Genomic DNA, 20,895 nt, shown 5'->3' on the forward strand with positions numbered 1-20,895 from the left:
GAAGGATGTCCGATATCACGACCGCCGACGGAGTTGTCCGCGGTTACCGCGGCCGTCGCGTCCTGCGCTGGCGCTCCCTGCCCTATGCCGCCCCACCGGTCGGCGACCTGCGATTTCGCGCGCCGCAACCGGTGGCGCCGTGGACCGGTGTCCGCGAGGCCACCGCATTCGGGTTCGCCGCGATGCAGCATCGGTCCGGTGCCAGGATCGGGCCGCGCCGGTATCAGCCGACCAGTGAAGACGCCCTGACACTCAATGTCGTCGCGCCGATCGAACCTTCGTCGACACCACGGCCGGTGCTGGTATTCATTCACGGCGGCGGATATCTGATCGGCACCTCGGCGCTCGGTCTGTATTCCGGTGCGCGACTGGTGGTCGGCGGCGACGTGATCGTGGTGTCGCTGAACTACCGGCTCGGCGCCTTCGGCTATGTCGATTTCGGTGAATTCAGCACGCCTGAGCGAGCTTTCGACAGCAACCTCGGACTGCGCGATCAGGTCGCGGCGCTGGAGTGGGTGCAGCGCAATATCGCAGCGTTCGGCGGAGATCCCGGCAATGTCACGATTTTCGGCGAATCCGCCGGTGCCCATGCGGTGCTCTCCCTACTGGCCACGCCCGCGGCGAAGGGACTGTTCCATCGCGGCATCGCACAGAGTCCGCCCGCCGATTGGGGTATGAGCGCCGAGGATGGTCGCGCTTTCGCCCGCCGGTGTATAGACGCACTCGGAGCCACACCCGATACCGCAGCCAAAGCGCTGATCACATCCGGTGCCAACGACATTCGGCGCGCGGTCGACAAGACCAGCGACAAGGTGTTGCGGGAGCGTCCCGGACTGTTCCCGATCGCGCCGGTCGTGGACGGCGAATATCTGCCGCAGTCCCCGATCGATGCGATCACCGGCGGTGCCGCACATCAGATTCCACTCATCATCGGCACCAATCGCGATGAGGGCACATTGTTCGCGAAGTTCGGTGATGAACTGCCGACCACCCCGGATCGCCTGCATGCCCTGCTCACCCGTGCCGGTGGTGCGGAACTCGAATCCCGGGTCATCGCAGCCTATCCCGGCTATCCGGATGCGAAGGCGGCCGTTCGTGCCGGTGGAGACTACGTGTTCTGGCGGCCGTCTGTCACCGTCGCGGCGGGTCACAGTCGCTACGCACCGACCTATGCCTACCGCTACGACTTCGCCCCGCGCGCACTGCGTCTCGCGAGAATCGGCGCGACTCATGCCACGGAGCTGATCCCCGTTTTCGGTGCGGCCAATTCACCGATCGGCCGGGCCTTCACGGCGGCGGGCGGGCGGCGTGGGCTGCAGTCGGTCACCCGGCAGTTCCAGGACAATTGGCTCGCATTCGCGCGGACCGGACGACCACTCCCCTCGTGGCCCGCCTATACCGAGGACCGGCGCACGACGCTGATCATCGACGAGATCACCCGGTTGGAAAACGATCCGGACGAGGCCAAACGTATTGCCTGGCAAGGCATCCGGGTGCCGACGTTGATCTGACCTACTTCAGTAGGCGCGACATACGACGGTCCGCGAGTACCTTACCGCCGGTCTGGCAGGTCGGGCAGTACTGGAACGAGCGCTCGGCGTAGGAGACCTCGCGGACGGTGTCGCCGCAGACCGGGCAGGGCAGGCCGGTGCGGGCGTGTACTCGCATGCCGGAACGCTTTTCGCCTTTGAGGCGGGCGGCGTCCTGGCCGACCGAGCGCTGTACGGCGTCGGTGAGCACCGAGCGCATTGCCTCGTACAGCACCGAAATGGTCTCCGCCGACATGGTTTTGGTGTTGGCGAAGGGTGAGATCTTGGCGGTGTGCAGAATTTCGTCGGAGTAGGCATTGCCGACTCCGGCGAGCAGGGACTGGTCGACGATCGCGGTCTTGATGCGTTGTGATGCGCCGTGCATGATCTCGCCGAATTGCTCCTCGGTCACCTCGAGTGCGTCCGGGCCGAGGCGCGAGATGCCGGGCACGAGTTTCGGATCGTCGACGATGTACACCGCGAGCCGTTTCTTGGTGCCCGCCTCGGTCAGGTCGAATGCAGGAGTCATGCCCTCGGGGGTGAAGAAGTGCACCCGCAGTGCGAGCGGGCTCTTGCCGCCTGGTTTGGGTGGCGTCTGGCTCGGCTCATCGATCCACCGCAACCATCCGCCGCGCGACAGGTGGGTGATCAACCAGAGCCCGTCGCACTCCATCCCGAGAAATTTGCCCCACCGGCCCGCCCCGGTCACATCACGCCCGGACAACGCCGTAACCGGCGGATCGAACGTCTTGACCGCACTCAAGGCGGCCACATCGACACGCCCCACCACAGCGCCGACCGCGTGCTCCCGCAGGAACTGCGCCAACGCCTCCACTTCCGGTAGCTCAGGCACGCCCCTCACGCTACCCGGCCCCACCGACACACGGACGGATCAAGATCAGGTGGACATGGTGGCGGGGGCTTCTCGGGCGATGCCGCCATGGATTCCACCTGATCTTGATCGCCGGGCGCTCGGCGTTAGGCGGCGGCGGGGGGAGCGAAGTGGGGGCGGTGGTTTTCGGCCCAGGTGCGGAAAGGGCGGGGTGGGGTTCCGGTGATGCGCTCGACGGTGGGGTGTACTACCGAGGTGAACGCTTCCAGGGCGGTGGCGCGTAGGGCCATGATCGCGTCGGCCATTTCGTCGGGGACGCCGTGGTCGATGATCGACTGGCGGGCGGCGGCGGGTTCCACTTCGACGTAGCGCAGTGGGCGGTCCAGTACGTCGGCGAGGATGTCGGTCTGCTCGCCGGGGGACAACGGCTGCGGGCCGCTGAGTGTGTAGATCTCGCCCTCGTGGCCGTCGGTGGTGAGTGCTGTCGTGGCGACCGCGGCGATGTCGTGCGGGTCGACGACGGCGATTCGGCCCTGGCCGAATGGTGCGTAGACCGCTCCGTGATCGCGAATCGAACCGGCCCAGTGCAGCGCATTGGCCATGAATCCCAAGGGGCGCACCATCGTCCACGGGACTCCGCTGTCGCGGACCGCCTGTTCCCCGGCGCGGTGCCAGGTCGGGATCGGATCGGTCGCGGTGTCGTCGCCGGTGCGGCCGGATGACAGCTTGACGATGTGTTCGACCCGCGCGCGGGCCGCCGCCTGCGCGAGATTTGCGTCGTGAGTGGGGATTTCGGGGCCGCTGGACAACAGGAACACCCGATCGACGCCGCGGATCGCATCGATGAGGCTGTCCGGATCGCCCAGGTCCGCGCGCACCACCTCGATGCCGTCGGGCAGTCCGGCGAGTTCGGGTCGCCGCGTCAGCGCTCGCATCGGAACATCCTGCGCCAGCAACTGGCCGACCAACTCGCGGCCTACGGTCCCGGTCGCTCCGGTCACCAGAATCATCTACTTCTCCTTCGTCGAGCTGCCGGGCCGAGCGCCCGCGACAAAGTCCACCTTCGGCAGGCGTGCCGAAATGCACCATCAACCGTTCGAAGATCAGCAGATACTTTCCATATCCAGCGCGAATATGAAAGATATTTCCATGCTCGACGACGTAGACCGCCGCTTGATCCACGCCCTGCACATCGACGGCCGCGCACCGTTCAGCAAGATCGCGGCGGTCCTGGACGTATCGACCCAGACCGTCACCCGTCGCTACCAACGTCTGCGCGCCACCGCCGGACTGCGCGTGGCCGGCCTCGCCGATCCGAGCCGCACCGGAAACACCCAGTGGCTGGTGCGCCTCACCACCACGACGGCCAGCGGCCAGAACCTCGCGAATTCGCTGGCTCGCCGCCCAGACACGTCATGGGTCAAACTCACCTCCGGCGGCACGGAAATCCTTCTGGTAGTGACTATTCCGCGCGGTGACCCATCCCGCTCGATATTACTGCGGGACCTCCCCCGAGCCGCGGGCATTACCGCCGTCTCCGCGCACTACGTTCTGCACACCTACCTCGGCGGACCGACCGCATGGCGCGGCCACATCACCGCGCTGACCGAACAGCAACGAAAACAACTCGAGCCGAACCGATCCGGGCCAACACCCAGGCGTGGCCTCGCAGACACCGATGCCGCGCTACTGAACGCCCTGCAACAAGACGGCCGAGCGACCCTGTCCCAACTCGCCACGGCGACCGGCTGGTCCCAAGCCACCGTCACCCGACGACTCACGGAACTACAAGCGGCACAGGCGATCTTCTTCGATGTCGAACTCGACGATGCCCGCTTCGGCGCCACAACCCAAGCGCTGCTGTGGATGTCGGTGGCACCGTCGCAGCTCGATCGCGTCGCAACCGCACTGGCCGAGCACGAAGAATTGGCCTTCGTCGCCGCCACGACCGGCCCGACAAACCTTGTCGCCCAAGCCATGTGCTCGGACCCCGAGGCTTTACACCACTACCTCACCCAGCGCCTCGGCGCATTCGAGGCCATTCACACCTTGGAGACCACGCCCGTCCTCGCGACCGTGAAGGCCGTCTCGCATCAGGAGCCCGGACGCAGGAGGTAGACGTCCATGATCCACCCCTTTTCGGCGCGTAACCGAGTGCGCCGCTCGACGATCTCCTGCTCGACCGCACGCAGCCGGCCCTCGATCAACGTCTCGTCGGGCATCCCCAGATACGCGCCCCACCAGATGTGCACGTCCTCGCCGGGCACCGCTGTGAACGAACAGTCACCGTCCAGCATCACCACGGTCGAGCCGCTGAGTCCTTCCTCGCGCAGCCGACGCCCGGTGGTGATGTGCACCGGCTCGCCGATGCGATGCAACACCATCCGATGCCGAGCGGCCAAGGCCTGCACGCTGGTGACGCCAGGAATCACCTCGTAATCGAAGCTCTGGGCACCGCGATCGAGCACCCTTTCGATCATGCGCAGCGTGCTGTCGTAGAGCGACGGGTCACCCCATACGAGGATGCCGCCAACACCGTCGACCTGCGCGAACTCATTCTCCAGCAGCGCCGAACGGCGATCGTGCCAATCCTCGACAACGCCCCGATAATCGGCGGGATCTCGGTCGCGCGGCGGATCGGCGAGCTCCACGATGCGGTACGGGTGATCGAGGTGTTCGGTCAGGATCGACGTGCGCACGTCGACCAGTTCCTGTTTCTCGGCCCCCTTGCCGATCACGAAGAACACCTCGACCTGCCGCATTGCCTTGATCGCCTGGACCGTCACCTGGTCCGGATCCCCGGCACCGATGCCGATCACGTAGAGCTTGCGCATGGCTTGAGCTTGCCAGGCACGACATGGGTAAGCTCGCCAGGCGTGGCCAACAATGCTGATACCCAGTACGAGGACCTGCTGCGCTTGGTCCTGGAGTCCGGCACCCCGAAGGCGGATCGCACCGGCACCGGCACCCGCAGCGTCTTCGGCCATCAGCTGCGCTACGACCTCGCCGCGGGCTTTCCGCTGATCACCACCAAAAAGGTGCATCTGAAGTCGATCATCTACGAATTGCTGTGGTTCCTGCGCGGCGATTCGAATGTGGCCTGGCTGCACGAACACGGCGTCACCATCTGGGACGAATGGGCCGATCGCCACGGCGAACTCGGCCCGGTCTACGGCGTGCAGTGGCGATCATGGCCCACCCCCAACGGCACCCATATCGACCAGATCGCCGAAGTACTCCACACCCTGCGCACCAATCCGGATTCCCGGCGCATCATCGTCTCGGCCTGGAATGTGGCCGACCTCGACAAGATGGCATTGGCGCCGTGCCACGCGTTCTTCCAGTTCTATGTCGCCGACGGCAAGCTGTCCTGCCAGCTCTACCAGCGCAGCGCGGACCTGTTCCTCGGCGTGCCGTTCAATATCGCCAGCTATGCCCTGCTCACGCACATGGTCGCGCAACAGACCGAGCTGGAACCCGGTGATTTCATCTGGACCGGCGGCGATTGCCATATCTACGACAACCATGTCGAGCAGGTCACCGAGCAGCTGACCAGGCAGCCTTACCCGTTCCCGACATTGAACCTGCGGCCCGCGCCGACGCTGTTCGATTACGTCTACGAAGATGTGGAAGTGGTCGGCTACCAACACCATCCGGCGATCAAGGCGCCGGTTGCGGTATGAATACAGCATCGCGTAGCGATTCGGTGCGGGGTGGTGGTCGGGCGACGGGAGGGCGTGACCGCACCATAGGTCTGATCTGGGCGCAGACTCCGGACGGGGTGATCGGCTTCGAGAACACGATCCCCTGGCGTGTGCCCGAGGATATGGCGAATTTCAAGGCCGTCACCATGGGGCATCCGGTCATCATGGGCCGGCGCACGTGGGATTCCCTGCCGCCCAGATTCCGCCCGCTCGACGGTCGCCGCAATATCGTGGTGACCCGGCAGCCCGACTGGTCGAGTGCGGGTGCCGAACGCGCCGCGTCGCTGTCCGATGCACTCGCCGCGAGCGCACCGGAGGACGTCTGGATCATGGGCGGCGGCGAAATCTACCGGGCCGCCATGGATTTCGCGACCGACCTGCTCGTCACCGAGGTGGACACCGCCGTCGATGGTGACGCCTACGCCCCCGTCATCGGCCCCGAATGGCACGCCGGGGACACCGAGCCGTGGCACGAGTCGAAGACCGGCCTGCGCTTCCGGATTCGTCGCTACACCCGCAAGTAAGCCGACCAGTCGGCAAACCTTCCGCATAACGCATTCGGGAGCGCGCAATACGGTTCGAGCACCGATTGGCGGTGAACACGCCGCACACCGCCACGGCGTCCAAACCGGACACACGTCACCCGTCGGTCGGGCATACTCCTGGATATCAGCCCGTGTCACCAGCCCTGATCCGGCTGATTGCATCTGCGGAAGGTGGTCCATGGACAAGAAATCGCTGACTGCGGTCGCGCGCCAACAGCTCAAGTTGGCCAGCACCGCCACGAGCGGGCGCAGTTCGCAAACCATCTACGGCGGTCATGCCAATGCGCTGCGGCAGACTGTGGTCGGTCTGTCGGCGGGCCAGAGCCTGGCCGAACACGACAATGCAGGCGAGTCCACACTGCTGGTGCTCAGCGGCACACTGACCTTGATCAGCGGCACCAACGAGTGGAAGGGGTCGGCCGGAGACCTGCTGGTCGTCCCCAAGGCACGGCACAGCGTCAAGGCTGTGGACGATGTCGCATTCCTGCTGACAGTCGCCAAGTAGGGGCCGGCGGGGCCGCACCGCGTGGCCGGTTTGTCGGTGCCGCCCTCTAGGGTGGAGCGCATGGGTGAGCCGCAGCCGATCCTCGAACCGCTCACACCGGCCGCCATCTTCCTCGTCGCCACAATCGACGAGGGCGGCGAAGCGGCGGTGCGCGACCTGCTCGCCGATCTCCCCGGGTTGCGTCGTTCGGTCGGTTTCCGGCTGCCCGGCGCCGGGCTCACCTGCGTCGCATCGATCGGGTCCGACGCGTGGGATCGCCTCTTCGCGGGCGCGCGACCGGCCGAACTGCATGTGCTGCCCGAATTCGTCGGCGAGCACCACAGTGCCCCGACCACGCCGGGCGATCTGCTCTTCCACATCAAATCCGAATCCCAGGACGCCTGCTTCGAATTGGCGATGACGATCGGTGACCGGCTCGACGGCGCGGTCACCATCGTCGATCAGACCGTCGGGTTCCGGTATTTCGAGCAGCGCGATCTGCTCGGATTCGTGGACGGCACGGAGAATCCGGAAGGCTCTGCGGCCTTCAGCGCGGCCTTCGTCGGCGACGAGGATCCGGACTTCGCGGGCGGCAGTTATGTCATCGTGCAGAAGTATCTGCACACCATGGCGCAGTGGCGGGCGTTGTCGGTCGAGGAGCAGGAACGGGTGATCGGGCGTACCAAACTCGACGATTTCGAGCTCTCGGATGCGGATAAGCCCGCGAATTCGCATGTCGCGGTCAACACCGTCACCGACGACGACGGCACCGAGCGAAAGATCCTGCGCGCCAATATGCCCTTCGGCAGCGTCAAGGACGGCGAGTTCGGTACCTATTACGTCGCCTACGCGGCCACGCCGAGCATCACCGAAACCATGCTCACCCGGATGTTCATCGGCACCGAGGAGGCGGCCTATGACCGGATCCTGGACTTCTCCATCGCGGTGACCGGCACGCTGTTCTTCGCACCGCCCCTCGACTTCTTCGACGACCTCCCCGACGCACCCGAGGTCGCCGCGACAGCGCTCGAGGAATCTTTATCGCCGAATCGTGTTGGCAGTAACGGTTCTCTGGGTATCGGCACGTTGAAAAGGAGCATGCAATCATGAACAACCTCCATCGCGAACTCGCGCCGATCACCGCCGAGGCATGGACAGCCATCGAGCAAGAGGCGACGCGCACCTTCAAGCGTCATATCGCCGGTCGTCGGGTGGTCGACCTGTCCGGGCCGCACGGCACCGACTACTCCGCGGTCGGCCTCGGCCGCACCACCGTCATCACCGCACCGGATGAGGGGGTGCAGGCCCGGCAGCGGGTGGTCGCGCCGCTGGTCGAGTTGCGGGTGCCGTTCACGTTGTCGCGCGAGGAGCTCGACGATGTCGAGCGCGGTGCGCAGGACACCGATCTGGATGCGGTGAAAGAGGCCGCGCGCAAGATCGCGTTCGCCGAGGACCGGGCGATCTTCGAGGGTTATCAGGCCGCGAATATCACCGGTATTCGGGCGAGTTCGTCCAATTCGCCGATCACCCTGCCCAGCGATCCGCGACTGGTGCCGGAGGCCGTCGCCCAGGCGCTGAGCGCACTGCGTTTGGCGGGCGTCGACGGTCCGTATTCGGTGCTGTTGAGCGCTGACCTGTACACGGCGGTCAGCGAGACCTCCGATCACGGCCACCCGATCCGCACCCATATCGAACGCCTCATCCCGGAGGGCGAGATCATCTGGGCCCCGGCCATCGACGGTGCGTTCGTGCTGACCACGCGCGGCGGCGATTTCGATCTGCAGCTCGGCCAGGACCTGTCGATCGGCTACCAGACCCATGACGCGCAATCGGTGCAGCTCTACTTCCAGCAGAGTCTGCAATTCCTCGTCTACACCGGCGAGGCGGCCGTCGCGCTGGCATCCTGACATTGACCCGCCCGCATCGGGAAGCCAGCAGTGAACCGACCGACTAGGTTGAGGTGCGGTATGCAGGAGGTCGAGATGACGATGGTGCGCGCGGGTGTGGTTCCGACCGGGCGGGCAATGCTGTACGGGATGCTCGGGATCGCGGTTACCGTGCTGGTCTGCGGTGCGATCGTCACCGGATTCGGAGTCAACCGGATCTTCACCGGTCTGCTGGCCGGTGCGGTCGCCGGAATCGCGCTGCTGGTCGCACTGTTCGGGCGCGATGTCGTCGTGCTCACCGAAGGGGCGATCTACCAGCGCACGCCGTGGCGGGAATCCAGTATCGACTGGGAGCGCGTGGTGGCCGGACGGTTCGCACTCGACGAGCGGGCCCGCTGGTCGCTGGCGCTGGATCTGGTCGGCGGTGACGAGCGGCACGGTGAACTCGTACTGCTGTCCATCCCGCCGGTGCGGCGGCCCGTCGCCGGGGCGTACGACATGCGCAAACGCGAGCAGGTCAACGAGATTCGGGCCATGTTGCGGCGCAAGCGGGTACCGGTCACGGTGCTGCCGGAGATCGCCGGTGCGCTGCAACAACATTGGCAGATCGCGCCGCCCACCCGCTGACAGCTGGGGCCCGCAGTGATCGAGACAGGGCGCACCCAGGTCGTATACCTTGGCAGATGTGTCGATGATGAAGGGCGCCAACGTTGCGGTGCCGATATCTTCGGTCCGCGTCGAGCTGGGGTGGCAGTCAGGTCCAGGGGTTCCGGATGCGGATGCCTCCGCACTGTTACTCGTCTCCGGGAAGGTGCGGTCGGATAACGACTTCGTCTTCTACAACCAGCCGAATCATCCGTCCGGCGCGGTGCGACACGAAGGTAAGCGCCCGGGACCGACAGTCATCGACACGTTGTCGGTGAATCTGGCGCAGGTCGAATCGCAGATCGACACGATTGTGATCGCGGCATCCGCGGATGGTGGCACATTCGGGCAGTTCCAAGGGCTTTATGTGCGGGTGCTCGATGCGGTGAGCGGGGCGGAGGCCGCGCGGTTCGACAGTACGGGGGCGAGTACCGAGACGGCGTTCGTACTCGGGGAGTTGTATCGACGGCAAGGGGCGTGGAAGTTCCGGGCGGTTGGACAAGGGTATGCGACCGGGTTGGCCGGGCTGGCTACCGATTTCGGGATTTCGGTTGATGATCCGGGGGCTGGGCAGACGCCGGCGGCTCAGCCGCATGCGCAACCGGCTTATCCGCCGCCTCCGACGCAGCCGTACACGCCACAGCAGCAGTACACGCCGCCGCCCGCGCAGCCGCCTACGCCGCAGCAGCACACGCCGCCCGCGGCACAGCAGTTCGGGGCACCGCCCGCGCCGCAGCAGTTCACGCCGCCCATTGCGCCGCAGCAGTTCGGGGCACCTGCGCAGTATCCGCCCGTAGCACCGCCCGGGTATCCGCCGAATCCGGCGCAGCCGTATCCGGCGAGCCCGACGGCGCAGCACCCTTATCCACCGAACCAATCGCCGCAGCCCTATGCACCGCCGAATCAACCGCCGCAGCCTTATGCACCGCCGACCGCGGCCAACCAATTCGCCCCGCCTGCTGCCGCTTCCGGCGCGCCGGTCAACCTCAGCAAGGTTTCGCTGACGAAGGAAGCGCCGACGGTCTCGCTGACCAAGCACGGTGCGACCTCGGGCACCATGCGGGTCAACCTGAATTGGGTCACCGCGCAGACCGGCGGCGGTGGTCTGTTCGGCCGCAAGCGCGCCAACGCCCTCGACCTCGATCTCTGCTGCTTCTTCGAACTGGCCGACGGCCGGATCGGATCCGTTCGTGCCCTGGACCGTGCGTTCGGCGCGCTGGATCGCCCGCCGTTCATCCGGCTCGACCAGGACGACCGGACCGGCAGCAGCACGACCGGTGAGAATCTCGATATCAATCTCGACTACACCGCGCAGTTCCGCCGGATTCTGGTCTTCGCCTCGATCTACGACGGTGCGAACAACTTCCAGGGCGTGCAGTCCACCGCCACGCTGTATCCGCTGAACTCGCCGCCGATCGAAATGATCATCAGCGGCTGCCAGGACAATTCGCGCGATGTGATCCTCGCGCATATCGAGAATGTCAACGGCGAGTTGATCGTTCGTCGCGACGGCACATTCGTCCGGCCGCCCTCGGGGCATCCCGGTGGCGGAGTCCGCGAAATCGCGCGCATGTACAACTGGGGCTTCGAGTTCAAAGCCACACGCGGCAAAGGTTAGCGTCGCCATCCAACGTCTTGGGTGTTCGAGCTGATGTGTTGTTCATCAGCGTTTGTCGGTCTTTTTGTGGTCATTGGCGATGGTGGGCGGGGATGCGGTCCACCGGATGTTGTCGGTGCCAGGCCGTAGTCGGGTTGGCGGCACGCCAGTGTTTCTCTAATGCCGGTGCGGTCTGCGGGGCTTGCAGACGGATCCACCGTGGGCTGGTCCTCGGTGACCGCACCTGGGAATGTCCCGGCAGCAGGGTGGTCCACGATCGTGACCACAACGCCGCCAGGAACCTGCTGACCGCGATGCTGACCAATCTGGCAGCTGACGTCGACGGAAAGTCCTGACGCGCAGGCGGTTCAGGCCAAACGCTGCAGGAGTCCGGTGGCATCGGCGCGGAGGCCGTCCAGATCGCCGCGCCAGCCGAGCATGCGCATGATCGCGTCGGGAATGGCGCGTTCGGCGTGGGCGGGTGCGCCGCCCTCGTCCGAGCGGATGTTGATCACCGTCTCCACGAGCCGGAACGGCAGGGCCTCGGCCCCTGGCACGCCTGCCTCGGCAGCGACCGCCGCCGCCAAAGTTTCGTAGTGCCTGCGCAATTCGTCGCGGCGTAATCGAAAGGCGGCGAAGCGTTCGGTGCGCAATTCCGGAAGTAGGTAGAGCGCACCGAGATTCCAATGCGACGCGCACAGCTGGCGCACGTCGAACCAGGCCAGCGCGTACAACCGGGTGTGCACAGGCTCCGGCACCTCGTGTAGGCGTTCGGCGAGATCCAAGGGGCCGGCGATGGTTTCGGCGAGCAGTGCGTCGAGGATGTCGTCCTTGGACGCGAAGTGGTGGTAGAGCGAGGCCTGCCGGATACCGACCGCATCCGCGACCGCACGCGTCGAGGTATTGGCATAGCCATTGGTGGTGAACAGTTCTCCGGCGGCGTCGAGGATCTCGGCGCGTGGCGTCCGACCACGCCGGGGGCGCTGGTCGAGACGGGGACGGCCGGGACCGAGATTTGCCACGCCGTCATTCTGACACCGCGTCCGATACGGCCGACCGCCGCCATAGCGATCAGACCGGTCTGATGTTTCCAGCTCGATTGCCCAGGTGTGAGGTTTCTGTCACTCGATAGAAATCCAGGCAACGCAGAAGTTACCGGCGTTCCCGGAAGCGATACACGAGGGACACCGAAAGCGCGATCACGAACGCAAAACTGTCATGCGATAGGTATTGGCCGCTCGCGAAGGAAACCCCATGGCCACCAGAGTCGATTCCCCCGCCCCCGTCCTCCCACCGCCCGCCAACCAGGACAATGCCGACCTGGCCGGCTTCGGCTATCAGCCGGTGCTACACCGGAAACTCGGCCGCTATGCCTCATTCGCGGCCGGATTCTCCTTCGTCTCGATCCTCACCACGATCTTCCAGTTCTTCGGCTTCGGCTATTCGTTCGGCGGGGCCGCATTCTTCTGGACCTGGCCGATCGTGTTCGTCGGACAGTTCCTGGTCGCGCTGAACTTCGCCGAACTGGCCGCGCGCTACCCGATTTCGGGCTGTATCTACCAGTGGTCGCGACGGCTCGGCGGCGAGGTCGTCGGCTGGTTCGCCGGATGGATGATGGTCATTGCACAGATCGTCACGGCCGCCGCTGCGGCAATCGCGCTACAGGTGGTGCTGCCATCGATCTGGGGCGGATTCCAGATCGTCGGCGACGACACCGCGCTCACCTCGACCTCCGGCGCCACAAATGCGGTGCTGCTCGGCAGCATCCTGCTGGTGTTCACCACGGTGATCAATGTGATCGGCATTGATCTGATGGCGCGGATCAATTCAATCGGTGTCACCGTGGAGATCATCGGCGTGCTGGCGATCATCGCGCTGTTCTTCACCCACACCGAGCGTGGTCCGGGCGTGGTGCTGCAAACCGATCAGGCCGCACCCGGGCCGTATTGGGCGGCATTCCTCGTCTCCGGTCTGATGGCCGCGTATGTGATGGTCGGATTCGACTCCGCCGGAGAGCTTTCCGAGGAAACCAAGAATCCGCGCCGGGTCGCGCCACGCACGATTCTGACCGCGCTGTCGGTCTCCGCGCTCGGCGGTGGACTGCTGCTGCTCGGTGCGTTGATGGCGGCGCCGAGTCTGGATGATGGTTCGTTGGGCACCGAGGGCCTCGCCTATGTGCTCACCTCGAAGCTGGACAGCCCGGCCGGCAAGGTACTACTCGGATGCGTCGCGGTGGCGATTACGGTGTGCACCTTGGCAATTCAGACCGCGGGGTCACGGCTGATGTTCTCGATGGCGCGAGACGGCAAGTTGCCCTTCGCCCGTCGCCTGGCCGTGGTGCATCCACGCTTCGGCACACCGGTGCTGCCCGCGGTGATCATCGGTGTGCTCGGTATCGGTCTGCTGGTGCTCAATCTCGGCAATGCGGCGATCTTCGCCACCCTGGCCAGTGTCTGCATCGTGACGCTCTATCTGGCGTATCTGCTGGTCACAGTGCCGCTGCTGATACGGCGGATCAGGGGTTGGGACAGTGGCGCTGTCGGGCTGTTCAGCCTGGGGCGCTTCGGCATTCCGATCAACGCACTCGCCGTCGTCTGGGGCGTCGCGATGGCGGTGAATCTGGCCTGGCCGCGTGCCGAGGTCTACACGCCGAATGGCGGTGGCTGGTGGATGCTCTGGGCCGCACCGCTTTTCGTGGTGATCGTGGTCGCTGTCGGAGTTGTCGTGCATCGCATCGTCAATGCCGGTCCGAGTACCGAAAGTCTCGAACCCGCTGCCCAGCCGGCCTGACCGGGTGCGCGGTGGCGGCCTCGACGACCGCCACCGCGCGGCATCCGACCGAGTGGCACATACGGACTCGCCCGAACAGCAGCTGATCGCGCCGAACCGGTCCCCGAAACGTGTCGAGCACTCGCGGAGCACTTTTCGCGGCACAAGAGTTGCACGAACGCACCCGCATCGAAAGGACAATGATGACCAGCACAGCCTCCACTACCGGAGCGCGCGCGCATGCGAGGTCGCAAGCGGCCGCAGCAACCATCTCGGGGCCGCAATTACCGGACGATGTCGCTGCATCGAAAATCACTTACGCCCAACGTATTCCGGCCGGTGGATATGCGAGTGTCGTACTCGGTCGCGGAACCAGGCTGCGCTTGCGGGACCTCGCCGGTGCCGCATGCGCGCACGTGTTGTTGCTGCGGGCCGACGCACTGTGGGAGCGGCTCAATGTCGCCGATACCGTGAAGGTGCCGTGGCAGGCGTATCTAGGTACCGGACATCCTCTGCTCTCGGATCAGGGGCGGGTGCTGGCCACCGTTGTCGCCGACACCTCCGGTCGGCACGACACCCTGTGCGGCCCGACGCCCGAAGGCCGTGCGCTGCTGCGGCTCGCGGGCGCAAAGCAGGGGCTGCAACCACGGGATATCGGGCCGACCGTGTCGTTCTTCCGCGGCGTCCGCGTCGAATCCGATGGTGCGCTGACCGGCACCGGCAGCGCGGGCGCGGGTTCCTCGGTCGACCTGCTCATCCATCTGCCGGTGGTGCTGCTCGTAACCGACACCGCACACCCGCTCGATGACCGGCCCGCGACGGATCTCGACATCGTTGCCTGGTCGGCGCCGGAAGAGCTTGCCGTGCAGCATAATTCCGATCCGGAGTATCTGCGGGCCGTGGAAAACACCGAACAGGCCTGGACGGCCGCGACTCTGGAGGTAGGGGCATGATCTCGGCACCGACCCGCATCATTGTGCTCGACGAAACCGTGCCGGCGTGCGCGCCATGGTCGACCGTGGTCCGCGCGGGCGACCAGCTCGAAATCATCGACCTGCACGGCAATCAGGCGGTGGACTGCCTGTTGTACTCGGCCGCCGACCACACCGACCGCTACAGCGCGCAAGCCACCATTACCGCACAGCGCAATATCTTCCTCGGCACGGGAAGTGTGCTGCGCACCGATGCGGGCACCGCGCTCATGACCGTGCTCGCCGACGAGGTCGGCAACCACGACACCATCGCGGGCGCCTGCTCCCAGGAGTCGAATACGCTGCGCTACGGCCATCACACCCGCCACCAGCACGCCTGTGTGGAGAACTTCCTCACCGAGGCGCTGAAATGGGGCCTGGGCAAACGTGATCTGGTGTCGAATATCAACTGGTTCATGAATGTCCCGGTCGAGGCCGACGGCACCCTCGGCATTGTCGACGGATTGTCGGCTCCGGGAAAGAAGGTCACGCTGCGCGCCGAGATCGACACGTTGGTGCTGGTGTCGAATTGCCCGCAGATCAATAACCCCTGCAACGGCTTCGATCCCACTCCCGTGCGCATGGTGGTGACCCGATGATCGCGACCGGCTTGTCCGCGACCAGTGCTGCGAAGCCGGCCGGGTCGTCGACCCTGCCGATCGACGAGCATTCGATCGTCGCGGATGGCACCCCTGGACAGTTCCGGGCGAACATCAGCGTCGACACGGCGGAAGCGACTGAAGTCACTTCCGCCGCTATGGGATCCGCCGAGCACAACACGAACGGCAGGCTGGAATCGGCCGATTCGGTCGGCGGGAACGACCTCGAAGTTATCGGCGACACCGAGTCGCGGATCGAAGTGCTGCGGCCGGGAATGCTGACGACCGTGCAGGATTGGCCGGGCCGGATCGGATATTGGCACGTCGGCGTTCCGCCATCGGGACCGATGGATGATCTGTCGTTCCGGCTCGGCAACCGCGTACTCGGCAATCCGGAGGCCGCGGCGGGCCTCGAGTGCACACTCGGCGGTCCCGCGCTGAAGTTTTCCGCGCCGACGTGGGTGTGCGTCACCGGTGCGCCGACCGATGTCACCGTGAACGGTATCCGGGTACAGCAGTGGCGAACGGTGTTGGTTCCGGCGGACGGAACGCTCGATATCGGTCCGGTACGCGGGCCGGGCATGCGCTGTTATGTGCTGATCGCAGGCGGTATTCAACTGCCCGAATATCTCGGCAGCACAGCCACATTCACGCTCGGCAAATTCGGTGGCAGCGCGGGCAGTGCGCTGTGTGCCGGTGAAATGCTGCCGCTGGGCACGCATCAGGGCCGGGTGGCGGCGGCGGTGCCGATGGAGGAGCAGCCCGTCCTCACTCGGCGGTGGGAATTGGCCGTCACCGAAGGTCCGCACGGCGCACCGGAGTTCTTCACCCGCAATGACTTCGACACGATTGTCGGCACCGACTACGAGGTGCATTTCAATTCCGATCGCACCGGAGTGCGATTGATCGGCCCGAAACCCGAATGGGCCAGGACCGATGGCGGCGAAGCAGGACTGCACCCGTCCAATATCCACGACACTCCGTATTCGGTTGGGGCGCTGGACTTCACCGGCGATACGCCGATCCTGCTCGGCCCCGACGGACCCAGCCTCGGCGGCTTCGTCTGCCCGGTGACGGTGGTCGCCGCCGACCGATGGAAACTGGGTCAGCTCGCCCCCGGCGATGCCGTGCGCTTCGTCCCGATCCGCAGCGATCGCGCCGCCTCGGTTCGCGAACTCGGTCCGGCCCGGCGCGCCGCATGGCCGACGGTGCTCTCCCCCGGCGGCGACGGCGATGACGGTGTACTGCGCCGCACCGATGTCGACAACGAGACCGGGGTGACCTACCGCCGTCAGGGAGATGACGGCGTACTCGTCGAATACGGCGCCATGACACTGGATCTCGGGCTACGCGCCCGCGTGCACGCCTTGCACCAGCACCTGCTCGAGGTCGGTGTGCGCGGCGTGACGGAGCTGACGCCGGGTATCCGTTCGCTGCAGATCCGAGTCGATACGACGGTCATGCCGGTCCGCGCGCTACTCGATCTGCTCACCGAGGCCGAACACCGCATCCCCGCCTCCGACCAGCTCGTGGTGCCGAGCCGCACCGTGCACCTACCGCTGTCCTGGGACGATCCAGCCACGAGGGAGGCGATCACCCGCTATATGCACGGTGTGCGCGCGGACGCGCCTTGGTGCCCATGGAATATCGAATTCATCCGGCGCATGAACGGATTGGCTTCGGTACAGGACGTCTACGACACCGTCTTCGGGGCCGAATACCTGGTCCTCGGGCTCGGCGACGTCTATCTCGGCGCACCGGTCGCCACCCCGACCGACCCACGCCACCGGCTTGTCACCACCAAGTACAACCCGGCCCGCACCTGGACTCCCGAGAATGCCGTCGGGATCGGCGGCGCGTACCTGTGCATCTACGGGATGGAAGGTCCCGGCGGCTACCAATTCGTCGGCCGCACAACCCAAGTCTGGAACCACCGTCACCCCGGCAATGCGAGCGACGAATCCCCCTGGTTGTTGCGCTATTTCGATCGAATCCACTGGTATCCGGTCGAGGCCGATGAACTCCTCGACCTGCGCGCCGATTTCGCGGCGGGCAATGTCCAGGTGCGAGCCGAGGACGGCGAGTTCGCGCTCGCCGACTATCGGAAGTTCCTGTCCGATAATGCCGAATCCATCGACGAATTCCGCGCGGTACAGGCCGAAGCCTTTGCCGCCGAACGCGACTCCTGGCGGCAGACCGGTGAACTCACCGCTTGATCCCGCATTACCAGCCGAAGAGCTCCGCCGTATCGATGGACTCGTCATCCCAGAGTTCCTCGATATGGCGTCGTTCGGCCTCCGGCAGACCCGGTGACCAGCCGCAGCGCCGCCAGAACTCTTCCCGATGTTGCTGAGTAATCCGTCTCGGCTCACTCATGGCGCTCACCTCTGCATTGCCACCGTCCCGCTGCCATTGATTGTGAGCCTGCTCCGGCCGCGACATGCCGGAACAGGCCCATGTTTTCAGCGCAGGTCGCGGAAGAATTCGCGGATATCGTCGGTCAGCAGCACCGGTTCCTCCAGGGCCGCGAAGTGTCCGCCGCGATCCACATCGGTCCAGCGGGTGATGGTGTTCTGGGTCTCGCAATACCGGCGAATAACGACATCGTGGGCGAAGACCAGGGACGCGGTGGGCACACCGGAGTTCGACTTGGTCACGCCCCAGGTGGCGCGCTGTGCATAACCGACGTAGGCGGCCGAACCCGCGGTGCCGTTGAGCCAGTACAGCATCACATTCGTCAGCAGCCGGTCCCGGTCGATGATCTTGTCCGGGTCCACATTTCGCGGATAGGTCCATTCGCGGAACTTGTCCATGATCCAGGCGAGCTGGCCGATCGGCGAATCCACCAATCCGTACGCCAAGGTTTGCGGGCGGGTGGACTGGATGGCGATATAGCCGAACTCCTCCCGCATGAACGCCTCGATGCGTCGGATCCGGTCCCGTTCGAGATCGGTCAGGCTCGCCAGTTCGTCCTCGGACAGTTGCTGCGTAGGGATCGGGTCGGGACCACCGTTGGTGTGTATGCCGACAACATGCTTCGGCGCGGCGCGACCCACCTCGGGGCCGACCGCCGCACCGATATCGCCGCCCTGGGTGCCAAAGCGTTCGTAGCCGAGCCTGCGCATGAGTTCCGCCCATGCCGCGCCGATCCGCGCGGTGGTCCAGCCGCTATCGGCGACCGGACCGGAGAAGCCGAATCCCGGCAGCGACGGAATGACCAGGTGGAAGGCGTCGGCGGGATCGCCGCCGTGGGCGCGCGGGTCGGTGAGCGGTCCGATCACGTCGAGGAATTCGACGACCGAACCGGGCCAGCCGTGCGTCATCAGCAGCGGCAGGGCACCGGGCTCGGGCGAGCGGACGTGCAGGAAGTGGATGCGCTGTCCGTCGATCTCCGTGGTGAATTGCGGATAGGTGTTGAGCTGGGCCTCGGCGGCGCGCCAGTCGTAGCCGCTGCGCCAGTAGTCGACCAGTTCGCGCAGCCAGGTGGTCGGCACGCCGATATCCCAGCCGTCGCCGGGCAACGGTGCGGGCCAGCGCGCATTGTCGAGACGATTGCGCAGGTCATCCAGCTGCTGCTGGGGGATTTCGATGCGGAACGGGGTGATTTCTGTGCTCATGAGAACCACACTATGAGCCGCCTAGGACAGTTTCGGCCCTAGGTTTGCGGCAGACTTTCAGCCATGTTGGAAACCTCCGCGCGCCTGCTGCGATTGCTGTCGCTATTGCAGACGCCTCGCGACTGGACCGGCACCGACCTCGCCGAACGCCTCGGGGTCGATGTGCGCACAGTGCGTCGCGATATCGATAAGTTGCGTAATCTCGGCTATCCGGTCGACGCGACCGCCGGTGTCGCGGGATACCGTCTCGGGGCGGGTGCGAAACTGCCGCCGCTGCTGCTCGACGACGATGAGGCGGTGGCCGTTGCCGTCGGGCTGCGCACCGCGGCCGGCGGCACCATCGCGGGCATCGCGGACAGTTCGTTGCGCGCGCTCACCAAACTCGAGCAGGTACTGCCGTCGAGGCTGCGGCATCGGGTCAGCCTGCTCCAATCGGTCACCGTCACAGTGCCTTCCGCGGGTCCCACCGTCGATCCCGATGTGCTGACCGCCGTCGCCGGTGCCATCCGCGACAATCACCGCCTGCGCTTCGACTACCGAACACACAGCGGCACAACATCATTGCGCACCACCGAACCGCATCGCCTGGTGCACACCGGCCGGCACTGGTACCTCATCGGCTGGGATATCGACCGCGCGGACTGGCGCACCTATCGCGTCGACCGCCTGCGCCCCCGCATCCCCACCGGCCCGTGCTTCACCCCGCGCGAGCCACCCGAAACCGACCTCGCCCACTACATCACCAGTGGCACAACGACTTCCCCCTATCGCTATGCCGCCCGCGTCACCCTGTATGTACCCGCCCAGGTCGCCGCAGAACGCATTGCCCCGACCGTCGGCGTCATCGAGGCCATCGACGATCGGACCTGCCTGCTCCGCACCGGTGCCAACTCCTTGGACGAACTCGCCATCTACATAGCGACTTTCGGCTTCGACTGCCGAATTCACGAACCCCCCGAGCTGATCGCTCACGTACGCGAACTCACCAATCGCCTCACCGCGGCGATCGACTAGCGGTCACGCCGGAAGGGCGGCGACAGCCTCGATCTCGACAACCGCGCCTGGCACGGCGAGTCCGGCCACCTCGGCGACGGTGATGACAGGCGGATTCGGCCGTCGACCCTGCACTTCACCGAATGCCGGGAATCCGTCCTGGAGGAGCTGGCCCTGAGGTGCTCAGTCGGCTTCGCGGGCGGTGGCTTCCGGACTCACCTGATCGCGAATGGTGCGCAGACCGGCGACGAAGGCGTTGAGCTGGTCGGGGGGCAGCAGACCGGTGAACCAGCGCTCTATGACCTCGAGGTAGTCCGGGAGTACGCGAGCCAGGCGGGTCGCTCCGGCGGCGGTGAGGACCGCGTAGGAGCTGCGGCGGTCGACCGAGTCGAGCTCGCGGCGCACGAAACCATTGCGCTGCAGGCGGTCGACCAGTCGGGTGACGCCGCTGGTGGACAGGTTGGTCTGGGCGGCGAGATCGGTCATGCGCAGGCGACGCTCCGGTGAGCGGCTCAGGCGCATCAGTGCGTTGACATCGAGGCCGGACAGACCGTGCTTCTTCCAGGTCGGTTCCAACTTGCGGGTCAGACCGTCGTACGCCTCGTAGAGCAGGCCCATGGTGGTGAGCCTTGGATCGTCGAAGAGTTCTGCGTCCACGGTGCCGAGCTTAGCCGAGATAGTTGCGACGGGGATAGTTGACACGAGGAATAGATGCGCTAGATTG

At 65.7% G+C, this 20,895-nt stretch carries 21 protein-coding genes; 14 read left to right on the forward strand and 7 right to left on the reverse strand.

All coding sequences use genetic code 11. The features are described 5' to 3' along the window. The first annotated feature begins 5 nt into the window (after window positions 1–5). Window positions 6–1,511: a carboxylesterase/lipase family protein gene (locus tag ON44_RS28500; protein ID WP_040695482.1), complete on the forward strand. Its 1,506-nt coding sequence runs from the start codon at window positions 6–8 to the stop codon at window positions 1,509–1,511. Window position 1,512: 1 nt separating this feature from the next. On the opposite strand, the gene ON44_RS28505 is transcribed toward ON44_RS28500, so the two are convergent. Together ON44_RS28505 and ON44_RS28510 are read right to left on the reverse strand one after the other, a co-directional pair. Further along, window positions 1,513–2,382 (reverse strand): Fpg/Nei family DNA glycosylase, encoded by an 870-nt coding sequence (locus ON44_RS28505; RefSeq protein WP_040695484.1) that lies wholly within the window; start codon window positions 2,380–2,382, stop codon window positions 1,513–1,515. Between the two features lie 125 nt (window positions 2,383–2,507). After that, window positions 2,508–3,371 carry an NAD(P)H-binding protein gene (locus ON44_RS28510; RefSeq protein WP_040695486.1) on the reverse strand — a complete coding sequence of 288 codons (864 nt, stop codon included), beginning with the start codon at window positions 3,369–3,371 and terminating at the stop codon, window positions 2,508–2,510. A gap of 124 nt (window positions 3,372–3,495) precedes the next feature. Here ON44_RS28510 and ON44_RS28515 point away from each other — a divergent pair, with 124 nt between their 5' ends. Beyond that, a complete protein-coding gene (locus ON44_RS28515; RefSeq protein ID WP_245567368.1) occupies window positions 3,496–4,479 on the forward strand; it encodes an Lrp/AsnC family transcriptional regulator in 984 nt (327 codons plus the stop codon). On the opposite strand, the gene cobF is transcribed toward ON44_RS28515, so the two are convergent. Continuing rightward, window positions 4,455–5,195, reverse strand: coding sequence for a precorrin-6A synthase (deacetylating) (gene cobF / locus ON44_RS28520; protein WP_040695487.1), 741 nt, complete (start codon window positions 5,193–5,195; stop codon window positions 4,455–4,457). The two genes, ON44_RS28515 and cobF, sit on opposite strands and share 25 nt — an antisense overlap. Window positions 5,196–5,237: 42 nt before the next feature. Here cobF and ON44_RS28525 point away from each other — a divergent pair, with 42 nt between their 5' ends. The 7 genes from ON44_RS28525 (at window position 5,238) to ON44_RS28555 (ending at window position 11,243) form a co-directional block, all read left to right on the forward strand. After that, window positions 5,238–6,044 (forward strand): thymidylate synthase, encoded by an 807-nt coding sequence (locus ON44_RS28525; protein ID WP_040695488.1) that lies wholly within the window; start codon window positions 5,238–5,240, stop codon window positions 6,042–6,044. After that, the gene (locus ON44_RS28530; RefSeq protein WP_083898201.1) at window positions 6,041–6,589 is read left to right on the forward strand and encodes a dihydrofolate reductase; all 549 of its coding nucleotides are present in this window, start codon (window positions 6,041–6,043) and stop codon (window positions 6,587–6,589) included. The genes ON44_RS28525 and ON44_RS28530 overlap by 4 nt, the downstream gene beginning before the upstream one ends. 199 nt (window positions 6,590–6,788) lie before the next feature. Further along, on the forward strand, window positions 6,789–7,115 hold the full coding sequence (locus ON44_RS28535; protein WP_040695490.1) for a cupin domain-containing protein: 327 nt from the start codon (window positions 6,789–6,791) through the stop codon (window positions 7,113–7,115). A gap of 60 nt (window positions 7,116–7,175) precedes the next feature. Further along, the gene (locus ON44_RS28540) at window positions 7,176–8,204 is read left to right on the forward strand and encodes a Dyp-type peroxidase (protein ID WP_040695491.1); all 1,029 of its coding nucleotides are present in this window, start codon (window positions 7,176–7,178) and stop codon (window positions 8,202–8,204) included. After that, window positions 8,201–9,001 (forward strand): family 1 encapsulin nanocompartment shell protein, encoded by an 801-nt coding sequence (locus tag ON44_RS28545; protein WP_040695492.1) that lies wholly within the window; start codon window positions 8,201–8,203, stop codon window positions 8,999–9,001. Before ON44_RS28540 ends, ON44_RS28545 begins: the two co-directional genes overlap by 4 nt. Before the next feature lie 75 nt (window positions 9,002–9,076). Beyond that, complete coding sequence (locus ON44_RS28550) at window positions 9,077–9,607, forward strand: hypothetical protein (protein ID WP_040695564.1); 531 nt, start codon at window positions 9,077–9,079, stop codon at window positions 9,605–9,607. Between the two features lie 64 nt (window positions 9,608–9,671). Next, window positions 9,672–11,243, forward strand: coding sequence for a TerD family protein (locus ON44_RS28555; protein WP_218007648.1), 1,572 nt, complete (start codon window positions 9,672–9,674; stop codon window positions 11,241–11,243). Between the two features lie 347 nt (window positions 11,244–11,590). On the opposite strand, the gene ON44_RS28560 is transcribed toward ON44_RS28555, so the two are convergent. Then, window positions 11,591–12,244 carry a TetR/AcrR family transcriptional regulator gene (locus ON44_RS28560; protein ID WP_040695494.1) on the reverse strand — a complete coding sequence of 218 codons (654 nt, stop codon included), beginning with the start codon at window positions 12,242–12,244 and terminating at the stop codon, window positions 11,591–11,593. Between the two features lie 232 nt (window positions 12,245–12,476). On the opposite strand from ON44_RS28560, the gene ON44_RS28565 reads away from it, so the two are divergent. The 4 genes from ON44_RS28565 to ON44_RS28580 all read left to right on the forward strand — a co-directional run bounded on the left by ON44_RS28565 (window position 12,477) and on the right by ON44_RS28580 (window position 17,777). Beyond that, on the forward strand, window positions 12,477–14,012 hold the full coding sequence (locus ON44_RS28565; RefSeq protein ID WP_040695495.1) for an amino acid permease: 1,536 nt from the start codon (window positions 12,477–12,479) through the stop codon (window positions 14,010–14,012). Between the two features lie 182 nt (window positions 14,013–14,194). Further along, window positions 14,195–14,944, forward strand: a complete 750-nt coding sequence (locus ON44_RS28570; RefSeq protein ID WP_040695567.1) for a DUF1989 domain-containing protein — start codon at window positions 14,195–14,197, stop codon at window positions 14,942–14,944. After that, window positions 14,941–15,561, forward strand: coding sequence for an urea amidolyase associated protein UAAP2 (locus tag ON44_RS28575; RefSeq protein ID WP_040695496.1), 621 nt, complete (start codon window positions 14,941–14,943; stop codon window positions 15,559–15,561). Before ON44_RS28570 ends, ON44_RS28575 begins: the two co-directional genes overlap by 4 nt. Before the next feature lie 275 nt (window positions 15,562–15,836). Then, on the forward strand, window positions 15,837–17,777 hold the full coding sequence (locus ON44_RS28580; protein ID WP_040695568.1) for a 5-oxoprolinase/urea amidolyase family protein: 1,941 nt from the start codon (window positions 15,837–15,839) through the stop codon (window positions 17,775–17,777). 7 nt (window positions 17,778–17,784) lie between these two features. Here ON44_RS28580 and ON44_RS51375 read toward each other — a convergent pair whose 3' ends face one another. Beyond that, window positions 17,785–17,937, reverse strand: a complete 153-nt coding sequence (locus ON44_RS51375; protein WP_169338106.1) for a hypothetical protein — start codon at window positions 17,935–17,937, stop codon at window positions 17,785–17,787. Window positions 17,938–18,023: 86 nt separating this feature from the next. Further along, window positions 18,024–19,178, reverse strand: coding sequence for an epoxide hydrolase family protein (locus tag ON44_RS28590; RefSeq protein WP_040695499.1), 1,155 nt, complete (start codon window positions 19,176–19,178; stop codon window positions 18,024–18,026). 63 nt (window positions 19,179–19,241) lie between these two features. On the opposite strand from ON44_RS28590, the gene ON44_RS28595 reads away from it, so the two are divergent. After that, window positions 19,242–20,192, forward strand: a complete 951-nt coding sequence (locus ON44_RS28595) for a helix-turn-helix transcriptional regulator (RefSeq protein WP_040695502.1) — start codon at window positions 19,242–19,244, stop codon at window positions 20,190–20,192. Between the two features lie 162 nt (window positions 20,193–20,354). Here the strand turns inward: ON44_RS28595 and ON44_RS28605 are convergent, their stop codons facing one another. Continuing rightward, window positions 20,355–20,828 carry a MarR family winged helix-turn-helix transcriptional regulator gene (locus tag ON44_RS28605; protein ID WP_040695503.1) on the reverse strand — a complete coding sequence of 158 codons (474 nt, stop codon included), beginning with the start codon at window positions 20,826–20,828 and terminating at the stop codon, window positions 20,355–20,357. Window positions 20,829–20,895 lie beyond the last annotated feature (67 nt).

Origin of the sequence: Nocardia vinacea NBRC 16497 (assembly GCF_000308835.1) — a bacterium.
GTDB lineage: Bacteria > Actinomycetota > Actinomycetes > Mycobacteriales > Mycobacteriaceae > Nocardia > Nocardia vinacea.